Source organism: Gluconobacter cerinus, assembly GCF_002723935.1.
GTDB lineage: Bacteria > Pseudomonadota > Alphaproteobacteria > Acetobacterales > Acetobacteraceae > Gluconobacter > Gluconobacter cerinus.
On record NZ_BEWM01000017.1, the window covers coordinates 1 to 10,674 of the forward strand.

Genomic DNA, 10,674 nt, shown 5'->3' on the forward strand with positions numbered 1-10,674 from the left:
GGGTCAGGCGTTCACGGAACAGCCAGATTGTTTTGGCATCAGGCACCCGATCTGAAAGTCCCAGACCAAGGAAGCGCATGAACGACAGGCGGTCGTTGATGAGATACTCCGTCCGTTCGTCGGACAAATTGTTCAGGGTCTGGATCAGCAGGATCTTGAACATCAGCACCGGATCAAACGGCGTTCGCCCGCCTTTGCTTCCGTCAGAATACGCCAGAGCCTTCTCCAGGTCAGGGCGGAAGGTCTCAAAATCCACAGTCCGGGTAAACGCTTCGAGCTGATCACCGAGCCCACTCAACCGGGCAAGACGCTCTTCAACGTCAAAGAAACCAGCCTGCTTCATAGCGCCATTCCCTCAACCAGAACCGGACGAATGGAATCATAAAGACCAACCCAAAACCAGGGGGTTTTTCGAACCCTCCAGATGTTTCATACGGGTTTCCCGTTGGTCATTTGCGAGAGCGTCTGTGCAGTGCTTCGCAAGCCTGGATGAATGAAGGAAAGGAAAGCGGATGCGGCTGCCAACGCGGCCGCAGCGACGAAGGGGAGTGCGGTACCACGTGGCAGGAAATCGACAAACGACGCCAAAAACTGCCCAAGGAAGATTGCCATCGAGAGTAGGGCAAGTCTTCGCCCCCTCTCGGCTGCCCCGCTTCGCTCGACCGTCATGACGTTCACAAGAGGCACGGAAAGGCCGAAACCTATACCCAGCATGACCGCTCCCCCCACAATTACAGAGAGGCCGGGCGCTGTGGCGAAGCAGATGTGGGCCCCGACATAGGCCAGGAATGCGGTCACAAGCGAGCCGCGTTCACCAAGCCGCCGCACGGCCAGGGGCATGCAGGCGGCCGCAACCACGGCAATGAGCGAGACAAAAGACAGCAGGTAGCCGGTGCCACTTTCTCCCACGCCGAGTGCGAGCAGCCGGAACGGCAAGATAATGATTGCGCAGAAAAAGCAGGTCATCGACAGAAGCGCAGCACTGTAGACGACCATCAGGGACTGCCTGATCGGCGAGTGGTCGACGGCTTCGCCATGCACCACCGTTTCGTCTGACGGGATAAATGCCAGCACCAGTGCCAGGAACACAAGCGACGTGGCATAGAGTGCGAATGGTGCGGCCCAGTGCAGCGTCGCGAGGAGACCACCCACGAAGAGGAAAATAACACCGCCCAGTTCGATCGCCATTCCTTGGCGCGCGATCATTGCCATCCGTGCGTCTCCGTCATGGAACCGGGCGATCAGGCCCGTACCGCCTGCCATGACAAGCGCTGTGCTCCCTCCCAGCGCGATCCGGTCAGCGAAGACCATTACGGGCCCATGCAGCGCCGCCGTAGCGAGTCCGAAAAAACCGTAAGCCGTCAACCCGATACAAAGAGCGGTGCGTGCGCCCAGCCCGTCGATCATGTGGCCCGCAACCGGTGCGAAGAGCACCACGCCCAGGGAGGGCAAAGTCACCAGCCAGCCGGCAGCGTCCGCCACATCGAGCGCGGACGCAATGTTTGGCAGGCCCGGGACGATGACACAGCCGACCATGATGGTGAGGGATGCGACCATCAGCAAAGTGAGCGAGCCGAACCTTGACAGGTGCTTATGGTCAGCGTTCATTCCGTCCTCATTATGAACATGGAAATTGCATCTTTCGCCAAGGTGTCGCGCAACGCCTCGCTGTTTTTGTCCTGCCGCGTAAACAGTGCTGGTGACACCATTGGTAACGAGATTGCCGCAAGAAGCATCCCGAAAACCATGTCAGGTTCTTTAGCGCGCACCACGCCCGCTTCAATTGCGGCTGCAATGATCGGGCGGCATCGGTCACGGAAGGGTTTCACCAACTGGCGGACCAACGTGTCGAGACGCTCACCAGGATTTGCCGCTTCCTGCAACAGGAAAGCAGGAAAGGCAGGCATCTCGAAACTGAGATCAGCGAAGAAGCGGATGAACCGGCAGAACCCGTCTTCCGGACCCTCACGCATAACGTCAGCCAGCGTGTCGAGAAGTTCGACATGCGTCCTGTGACGCTCGGTCAGCCTGTTAATGACCGCGTCCCACAACGCCGCCTTGGCCCCGAAGAGGCGTCCGACGAGGGCCATGTCCACCCCGGCCGCTGCTCCGAGTGCCCGAAGTGAGTTGCCTTCATAACCCAGCCGCGCGAACGTCCCTATAGCTGCGTCCAGAAGGGCCTCACGTCCCGACTCTATCCCGGCAGGGCGGCGGCCTCGCGCGATCGGTGTATGGGCTTTCGTTTGTTCCACTACCATCATTACTTAGCTCTGAGCTTTCGGGTTGATCGGGATCAGAAGATGGCTATCGAAACTTCCGCCAAGGTGAATGATGTGCCCCCCTTTGTTACAGCTGACTGGAGTGGCCACACGCTGTGCATCGAGCGCCAGTTCAATAAATTCAGGCAAATGCGGCGTATCTTAATCCTGCTAGGAGATACCACCTTGTTCTTCCACACAGCCTCAAAACGCTGGATTAGATATCGTGTCAACAGAACCTGGAAACGTCTTCTGGTCCATGTTTCATTATCAAATGACATACCCTCTCTGAAGCAAGGCTAAATGAATAAATTCAAGTTGGTGTCTTACTCGATCTTCATGCTCTCGTTCTGGTAGATATCGAAATATTTCCGTGTAAACAGCACCGAAGAACATACAGTCAAGAATGGTTCTAGCATCTATTTTTATCTGCTCTTGAGATATGCCTGATGCAGAGGCTTTGCATAAAATTTTAGTGACAGTTTCAAATACAAACTTCTCGAATTTTTTCTCAAATTCCCACCCATCAATGCCCTCACATATTTTTATAAAAAGTCCGTCATCCTTTGGTATAGAATGATCACGATTGTGTTTATAAATAAATAAGAAAACCGTACCTATTTTCCTGAATAGATCTTTTTTATATTTAATTTCTTTATTTATCTGATCGGAAAGAGAAGAGAACACCTGATCACCAACGGCATTTATAATTTCATTTTTTCCGCTGAAAAAATTATAAATATGTGCCGGAGACATGCCGGTAGCTTCTGCGATGTCAGACATTGTGGTCTTTGACTGCCCGTAACGTCGGAACAGTAGACGAGCCTGATCAATGATAAGGGCTCTGGTAGTTTCGTCCCGCTCATTTTTATTTTGCAACATTGAAGTTGGTCCCATGGCTTGTTAATTCACCTGCTATTTAACTCATTGTTGGATATCTGCCAGAACACGTTGGATCAACACCACAGCCTAGTGGAAGCAGCGCTGATCCAAATTCACAAATTATCTTTAATATGTTTCCAAATAAATATAGAAAAAATATTAAAATATAATAATCCTCTTCTTGTATAAATTATAAAAACACGATTATTTATCTAATAACAAGGAATTTCATCGAAGATTATACTCATAATACATGTTCTCCAATGTGAAACGGGCGCAGTGTGGTCGAATGCTCCCATCCCCCGCCTAAAGCCTTATAAAGCATGACAGCATTGGAACGTTGGGCGAGATGAATAGAAATTCCTTCCGTCATGGCGTTGAGATAGGTTCTCTGGGCCACAAGTGTTTGCAGATAACTGTCGGCCCCTTCTTCGAAACGCGCGTGTGCAAGCTGATATTGCCGCTGTGAAGCCGAAGCAAAGCTATCTTGTGCTACAGTTTCCCGGGCGTAAGTCTCTCTGGCAGCCAGAGCATCTGCAACTTCTCGGAAACCTGTCTGGATGGTTTTTTCGTAACGTGCGATCTCCGCCCTTTTGTTTGCTTTTGCTTGCTTGAGCTGAGCCGTTAACCGGCCTTCGTCGAAAAGTGGGACCGTTATCTGAGGAGCAATATCCCACGCCCCCATTCCGGGCCGGAAAAGACGTTTGATGCCGCTACTCGCCGTACCATTGGCCGCAGTAATCTGGATTTTCGGAAAAAACTCCGCCCGAGCCTCACCGACATCGTCGTTTGCGGCTAGAAGCGTATGTTCTGCAGAAATAATATCCGGGCGCTGACCTATTAGGTCAGACGGTAAGCCAGCGGGCACATCCGGAAAGGCCAGTATGTCAACGAGAGATTTCTTCTCGTCCAGTGCTGTTTTCTGAACTTCTGTCAACGGTTTTCCAACCAGAAGCTCAAGCTGATTGAAAGCCTGTGCCCGTTGGCGGTCATAGATCTCAAGTTGCTTCTCTGCCTCACGCAGCGCTTCTTCAGCCTCAGCCACATCAAGATCATTTGAGGAACCACTTTTCCGTGATTCAAGAACGAGATCGTAGCTCTTTTGCCAGCTTGACAGAATATCGGATGTAAGGCGGTAGCCTTCATTATTGGCTACCCAGTTGAGAACCGTCGTGGCAATGCTGGCTTTGAGCGTGATGTTTACGCTATCGCGTGCATAAACATCACTCATGTAACGATCGAATGCTGCGCGGGAGGCACTCCTGATCCGCCCCCATAGATCAATCTCATAAGAGGAAATGCCAAAACCGACACCGTACTGTCTTTGGTAAATTGATCCCTGAGACACTGGGGTATTGGGGAATCGCATCGTTCGAGCTGCATATTTTTGGATATTGGCCGATGCATTACCGTTCAGGGTGGGAAACAGACTTGCGTTTTCGATATCAAACTGCGCGCTGGCAGTTTCGATCTGCTGGACGGCTATGCGATAATCACGGTTGTTCTCCAAGGCCTCAGCAATCAAAGACTGAAGGACAGGATCACGATAAAAATCCCGCCAGCCTGCGTCAGATTTTATCGTATCTGCTGAGCTGATTTCCGTGTTGCGATAGGCAGAGCCTTTTGGCCAGGTCTGTGTGACCGGGCTGGCCGGACGATCGTAGTGCGGAATTAAGGTACACCCTCCCAGAAGAAGGCAGACCAGCGAGGAGAGGGATAAATTCCGTGGCATCAGAGCGCTCCCTCATGGGACGTATTAACAGGAGAAACGCCCTTTGCAGTTACAGTGGGCTTCACATGGAATAGGGTTAGGACCGAAACAAAGAATTTCGGAACGAACAGAACCGCCAGTACCGTCGCGCCAGTCATACCACCGACAACGGCCGTCCCGATTGCCACATGGGCAGCCGCGCCGGCTCCCGAGGCGAGCGCCAGCGGCAGAGTTCCGACAATGAAGGCAAAAGAGGTCATCAGAATGGGGCGCAAACGCTCTTTTGCTGCAATTAAAGCGGCATCAGCCAGTGTCGCACCCGCATCGTAGTGCATCTTCGCAAACTCCACGATAAGAATTGCATTCTTTGTTGCCAGGCCAACTGTAGTGAGTAGTCCAACTTGGAAATAAATATCATTGGCTAATCCACGTAAGAGGGTAGCCAGTGCTGCCCCAAGTATTCCAAGCGGTATTACAAGCATAACGGCAACCGGGATCGACCAACTTTCGTAAAGTCCGGCGAGACAGAGTACGACAACAATGAGAGAGACCGCATAGAGCTTGCCGGATTGCCCTGCACTCTGCCGTTGTTCAAAGGAGATAGAAGACCATTCGTGCGATAGGCCTGCCGGCAGTTTCGCTGCGTAGTCTTCCATGATCTTCATCGCTTCACTGCTACTCACGCCTGGCGCGGGCGCGCCTAGGATCTCAAATGAAGAAACACCATTGTACACGTCCTGCTTCTGCGCTCCGATAACCCATTTCGGGCTGGTAAAGGCGGTAAGCGGAACCATCTGGCCCTGAGTATTTCGGACAAACCATTTTGCAAGGTCACTAGGCTGAAGCCTGGAGTCCATTTCTCCCTGAAGAAAGACCTTTTTTGCGCGACCGCTCATATTGAACTGATTGATGTAGGATGAGCCGAATGCACTACCGATCGTGTCGTTGATATCGCTGTTGGACACAGAATAAGCATTCGCACGCTCTCTGAGAACATTCACATGCCATTGTGGTGCATCGTCCAATCCGTTCAGGCGTACAGCAACGAGCCTCGGATCTTTCCGCGCCATGGCAATAAGTCTATTTTTCGCCTGAGAAAATTGTTCGTAGGGAATATCTCCCGGATTGGTTAGCTCAAAATCAAAGCCACTGGCATTACCAAGTTCGATGACCGGCGGAGGAAGAAAGGCAATAATCTGGGCGGCACCATAATTTGCAAAATGCCCGTTAATATCAGATGCTATATCCTGTGCTGTACGGACAACGCCGGTACGCTCGTCAATGTGCTTGAGCTTAACTGCGATAAAACCTGCACTTTGACTGCGGCCACCAAAATGGAAACCGAACACTGTCAATATATTTTCTACAGCGCCCTTATCGTGAGCCTGCACGTATTCACGAATATCTTTCTGAACACGTTCTGTAATATGTGCAGAGCTGTTCAGTGGTGACTGAACCTGTACAAATACAATTTCTTGGTCTTCATCAGGTAAAAAACCTTCAGAAAGCTTGAGGAAACATATGATCGCCGCAGCGCTCAGCAGAAGATATCCGCCCCACGCAAGAGGAGTAGCATTTAGACGTTTTACGATGCGACCATAACCCTCAAGCAACACATCGAATGACCGGTTAAACCAGCCGAACGGACCACGCACTGCAGGACCATGTGAGGACGGTTTCAGGAGCGTTGCACAAAGAGCGGGAGTAAAGGTGATGGCGGTGATGACCGAAAGCATCATGGCCGCTATGATCGTGATGGAAAACTGGCGGTAGATGATCCCGGCAGACCCACCAAAAAATGCCATTGGCAGAAATACGACTGACAGCACCATTGTGATCCCAAACAACGCGCCTGTAATTTCTTTCATGGAACGGCTCGTTGCCTCGGCGGCTGACAATTTTTCTTCTGCCATCAGACGCTCGACATTCTCAACAACGACGATCGCGTCATCCACTAGCAGGCCAATTGCAAGCACCAATGCCAGCATTGTCAGTGTATTGAGCATAAAGCCCGATACCTGGATTACGGCGAACGTGCCAAGCAACACAACAGGCACCGCGATGGTCGGAATCAATGTGGCGCGAAAATTCTGGAGGAACACATACATCACCACGACAACAAGCCCGATTGCGATGATCAGCGTTTCTACGACTTCATGCATGGACTCCATAACAAAAGGAGCCGTGTCATAAGGATAAACAACGTGTACTCCTGGCGGGAAAGACGGAGCAGCACGGTCGAAAAGCGCCTTAACAGCAGCAACCGTCTGAATTTGATTAGCGCCTGGTGCCAGGTTGAGGGCAAGGCCAGCAGCGGGATGGCCATCAACGAGACCTTTAGGCTGAAAACTCTGGGCGCCCAGTTCCACGCGTGCCACATCACGAAGCCGGACCTGCGTTCCGTCCGGATTGACCTTCAAAAGAATGTTCTGAAAATCTTCAGGCGTACTTAAACGCTGAGGCCCCAGAATAACTGCGTCAAGAACCTGCTCATCAGGACTTGGAAGTGCGCCGATCTCTCCAGAGGAAACCTGAAAGTTCTGATCTGAGACAGCTTTGCGAATGTCTGTTACTGTTAGGCCGTAGCTGGTTAGTTTTTCTGGCTTGACCCAAATACGCATCGCGTATTCCGAACCGAAGAAAGTATAGTCACCAATTCCTATCACACGTGTCAGAGGTTCCTGGAGATGGTTCGCCACAAAATCTCCAAGCGCATAGGAATCCAGACGGTTATCCTCGCTCACTAACATGGCTATAAGCGTAAAGCTTTTGGTTGCCTTTGTAATTTTAACGCCCTGCGCAACCACATCTTCGGGAAGTAGTGCCTGTGCGACTGTCATGCGATTTTGCACCTGCACTTGGGCAATATTCGGATCAGTGCCCTGCATGAAGGTCAGAACAACCTGCGCAGTGCCATCCTGCTGAGCTGATGATGATATGTATTCCAGACCGTCGAGGCCGTACATTTGCTCTTCAATCGGCTGTACGACTGTTTTCAACACAGTTTCGGCAGAAGCCCCAGGATAAGTAACACTGACGGTGATAGGTGGCGGAGCGATACTTGGGTATTGGCCAATTGGCAGCGTCATGAGTGCGATAATGCCAAGCAGCGAGATCAGAATAGCTATGACCCACGCAAAAACAGGCCTTCGGATAAAGAAATCTGACATTCTAAAAAACTCCGTTAGTATTCGTCAGGCTGGCGTGTTAAGAACATGGAGAGTATCACCGGGCTGTACGCTCTGGAGATTGTCAGTAATGATTCGATCACCATCAGAAAGACCTTCTGTAATTACCCACGAATTACCACTGTCCTGAGCAATCACTACTTTCTTCGAGGCAGCCTTTCCGTCGGATCCTATAGTAAGAACATAGGGATCCGCATGCAGATCTCGTAACACGACATTCTGGGGGACGACGAAAGCATTGCGTCTGCCATAATGGAGGGCTGCATGAACGAACATGCCTGGAAGCAGTAGCGCATCCGGATTATGGAAAGTTGTTCGTAGCGTCGCCATTCCTGTGCCCGGATCGATTACGACCTCAAGCAGATCGATCCGTCCTGGCGACGGATAAGCGCGTCCTGTATCTAGCACTACATCAACTTGGCCGGCGTGGGTTGTAGTCTGTTCGTGCCCTTCGGCCATCAGGGACTCGCGCAGCCGCGATACCACCTCACCGGTGACAGTCAGGTCGACGTAAATCGGGTCGAGTTGGGTAACAGTTGCAAGAGATGTGGCCTGATTTGCTGTAACCAGTGCGCCCTCAGTAACGAGGGTCCGGCTGATACGGCCAGAAATAGGTGCATAAACTCGGGAGTAATCGAGATTGACCTGAGCGGACATAACTTCTGCTTTTGCGCTAACGATATCGGCAGCGGCCTGAGCGGCAGCCGAGACAGCGTCGTCATAGTCCTGATGACTGACGGCATTGATGCCAGACAAATGGGTAAAACGCACTTTTTTTGCGTCGGCGGAGATGCGTTCCGCCTCTCCGTGAGCGAGATCCGCCTTTGCTCGTGCCAAAGCCGCTTCATAAGGAACGGGATAAATTTGATAGAGCTGCTGACCAGCCTTTACGTCTGCACCTTCAACGAACAAACGTTTCTCCAAAACACCATTGACTTGTGGCCTTATAGAAGCCTGTCGATAGGCTGAGACACGCCCGGGAACATAACCCGTCAGGTCTACGACCTGTTCACGTACTTGCATGGTGTGAACGTCGGTCGCTGGTGAAGCAGTCTTACCAGTATTTTTCTTACTACATGATGGCAGAAGAAAAAGCATACCTGCGAGGCAAGCGGTGGGAAACGTAAGCGATGTCACGAGCGATAGTCCTTTCGATCAGCTTTGGGCCATTTCAGTGAATACTGAATATTATGTTTTTCATTCACTGCCAAGCGGCGGCACATGGAGGGATCGAAGAAGCGTTGATTGATACACTTGGTTGGTGATTTCTGGCTTTTGGCGATTTGATTGACGGTTTTTACGATGGCATCCGGTCTACGTTTTGAGCAGATTGGGGGCTGTTACCCGCTTGATAGCTACGCTGTGGTGCTGATCCGCTGCAGAAAGAGGAAGCGGCGCATGTTGTAGACGATATTGGCCAGCCCGATCCTCATGGTGGCCCGGGTGATACCGACAGTTCGGATGAACAGTCCCGTCTGCGACTTCTGATCGGCAAAGACATGCTCGACACGCGTGCGGATCACGGACTTTCCTGCATTGGACCGCTGGATATGGCGGGGCATGGGTTTGAGATGCTGCTTTTTGCGATGAACCTTTGAGACAAAGCCCTGCTTGTCCATGAAGTCTTCATTGGTTTTGGAGCGATAAGCAGTGTCTGCCCATACCGTTGAGGCCGTATTGGTTTTATCCAGCAGCCCCTCTCTCAATCGCGCACCATCACTGGCGGCGGCGTCCGTCGTCTTCCATTTCCGGATGAACCGGTATTTCCGGTCGATGGAGACATGATCTTGTACCGAGAGCGCAAGCAATTTTTCCGGTTTCAGGAGTTCTTTTCGATCCGATTGGAACGACGTCCTGCCCTGGCGTTTTCTCCCACAGTATAGCGCTCCAGAATGATAGCTTTTGCTTCACACATGGTGATGCCGTTTCCCTCCCTGTCGCGCACTTCATAAGGCTTTCCTCGTTTGAGAACGCTGAAGATCCGGTTCACAATACGATTGGCAACGGCACATAAAGCCTGTTTGTGATGATGACCTTTCACCGTCATCAGCCTCCAATAAAGTTCTGCCAGTTCAGGATCTGTTTTTCGTGCCGTATCAGCAGCAAGATAAAGTGCGTGTTTGATGCGGTTATTGCCACCCTGGGTCAGGGTCTGGCCCGCTCGCTCCACACCACCACTATCAGCCCTCCTGGGAAACAGGCCACAAAAACCCCGTAAATGTTTTTCGGAATGAAACCGCTCAATGTTCTGCAAGATACCAATCAGGGTCGGTGCGAGATGACGGCCGACACCCGGAATACTGAGCAGAAGAGCCTGTGGGTCGAGGTGTTAGTAGAGATCTGCAATATGCTGCTCAAGATTTCCAACTATTTGAATTTTCTTCAGAACATTCTCAATTTCCGTCGCGATTTCGAATTGCAGTTCCGAAAAATCAATGTGTGTCCCATGAAGGTTCTGGGCGTATTGCGCCGCTTCACGTAACCCTGTGATCAGCGTTTCCACAAAGGGCCCACTGTGCGGATGGTTCCCTCCCGCGTGGGCTGCAACATATTTGGCGAGTGTCATACGACGCGTCTTCAAAACATCCGAGGGGTGAAACCATTTCTGCAACAGGGCCAAAGAGAGCCGTGTTCC

The 10,674-nt window shown here is 51.5% G+C and carries 9 protein-coding genes and 3 pseudogenes; all 12 read right to left on the reverse strand.

All coding sequences use genetic code 11. The features are described from left to right. Window positions 1-343: transposase (locus GCE01_RS15845; RefSeq protein WP_145995822.1), on the reverse strand; the 343-nt coding region annotated here is incomplete at its 3' end. 86 nt (window positions 344-429) lie between these two features. Next, window positions 430-1,608 carry an MFS transporter gene (locus GCE01_RS15850; RefSeq protein ID WP_099213610.1) on the reverse strand — a complete coding sequence of 393 codons (1,179 nt, stop codon included), beginning with the start codon at window positions 1,606-1,608 and terminating at the stop codon, window positions 430-432. Continuing rightward, entirely contained in the window at window positions 1,605-2,261 is a 657-nt protein-coding gene (locus GCE01_RS15855) for a TetR/AcrR family transcriptional regulator (protein ID WP_099213611.1), read from the reverse strand. Before GCE01_RS15855 ends, GCE01_RS15850 begins: the two co-directional genes overlap by 4 nt. Before the next feature lie 3 nt (window positions 2,262-2,264). After that, window positions 2,265-2,408 (reverse strand): hypothetical protein, encoded by a 144-nt coding sequence (locus GCE01_RS16925; RefSeq protein WP_167386189.1) that lies wholly within the window; start codon window positions 2,406-2,408, stop codon window positions 2,265-2,267. Window positions 2,409-2,528: 120 nt separating this feature from the next. Beyond that, window positions 2,529-3,155, reverse strand: a complete 627-nt coding sequence (locus GCE01_RS15860) for a TetR/AcrR family transcriptional regulator (protein WP_099213612.1) — start codon at window positions 3,153-3,155, stop codon at window positions 2,529-2,531. A 229-nt stretch (window positions 3,156-3,384) separates the two neighbouring features. Further along, window positions 3,385-4,872 carry an efflux transporter outer membrane subunit gene (locus GCE01_RS15865; RefSeq protein WP_174694864.1) on the reverse strand — a complete coding sequence of 496 codons (1,488 nt, stop codon included), beginning with the start codon at window positions 4,870-4,872 and terminating at the stop codon, window positions 3,385-3,387. Continuing rightward, the gene (locus GCE01_RS15870; protein ID WP_099213614.1) at window positions 4,872-8,021 is read right to left on the reverse strand and encodes an efflux RND transporter permease subunit; all 3,150 of its coding nucleotides are present in this window, start codon (window positions 8,019-8,021) and stop codon (window positions 4,872-4,874) included. The genes GCE01_RS15865 and GCE01_RS15870 overlap by 1 nt, the downstream gene beginning before the upstream one ends. A gap of 24 nt (window positions 8,022-8,045) precedes the next feature. Then, complete coding sequence (locus GCE01_RS15875; protein ID WP_167386190.1) at window positions 8,046-9,062, reverse strand: efflux RND transporter periplasmic adaptor subunit; 1,017 nt, start codon at window positions 9,060-9,062, stop codon at window positions 8,046-8,048. Window positions 9,063-9,394: 332 nt separating this feature from the next. After that, window positions 9,395-9,829: pseudogene (locus GCE01_RS15880) on the reverse strand (transposase); the annotation flags it as partial. A 29-nt stretch (window positions 9,830-9,858) separates the two neighbouring features. Next, a complete protein-coding gene (locus GCE01_RS17275; RefSeq protein ID WP_244591279.1) occupies window positions 9,859-10,086 on the reverse strand; it encodes a hypothetical protein in 228 nt (75 codons plus the stop codon). Window positions 10,087-10,107: 21 nt separating this feature from the next. After that, a pseudogene (locus GCE01_RS17435) lies at window positions 10,108-10,347 on the reverse strand (IS110 family transposase); the annotation flags it as partial. A 21-nt stretch (window positions 10,348-10,368) separates the two neighbouring features. After that, window positions 10,369-10,674 (reverse strand): annotated as a pseudogene (locus tag GCE01_RS17045) (IS110 family transposase); the annotation flags it as partial.

Bases quoted from the DNA above. Each gene is read 5' to 3' on its own strand.
- GCE01_RS15850 (WP_099213610.1), bottom strand. From the start codon at position 1,608: ATGAACGCTGACCATAAGCACCTGTCAAGGTTCGGCTCGCTCACTTTG.
- GCE01_RS15855 (WP_099213611.1), bottom strand. From the start codon at position 2,261: ATGATGGTAGTGGAACAAACGAAAGCCCATACACCGATCGCGCGAGGC.
- GCE01_RS15860 (WP_099213612.1), bottom strand. From the start codon at position 3,155: ATGGGACCAACTTCAATGTTGCAAAATAAAAATGAGCGGGACGAAACT.
- GCE01_RS15865 (WP_174694864.1), bottom strand. From the start codon at position 4,872: ATGCCACGGAATTTATCCCTCTCCTCGCTGGTCTGCCTTCTTCTGGGA.
- GCE01_RS15870 (WP_099213614.1), bottom strand. From the start codon at position 8,021: ATGTCAGATTTCTTTATCCGAAGGCCTGTTTTTGCGTGGGTCATAGCT.
- GCE01_RS15875 (WP_167386190.1), bottom strand. From the start codon at position 9,062: ATGCAAGTACGTGAACAGGTCGTAGACCTGACGGGTTATGTTCCCGGG.
- GCE01_RS17275 (WP_244591279.1), bottom strand. From the start codon at position 10,086: ATGACGGTGAAAGGTCATCATCACAAACAGGCTTTATGTGCCGTTGCC.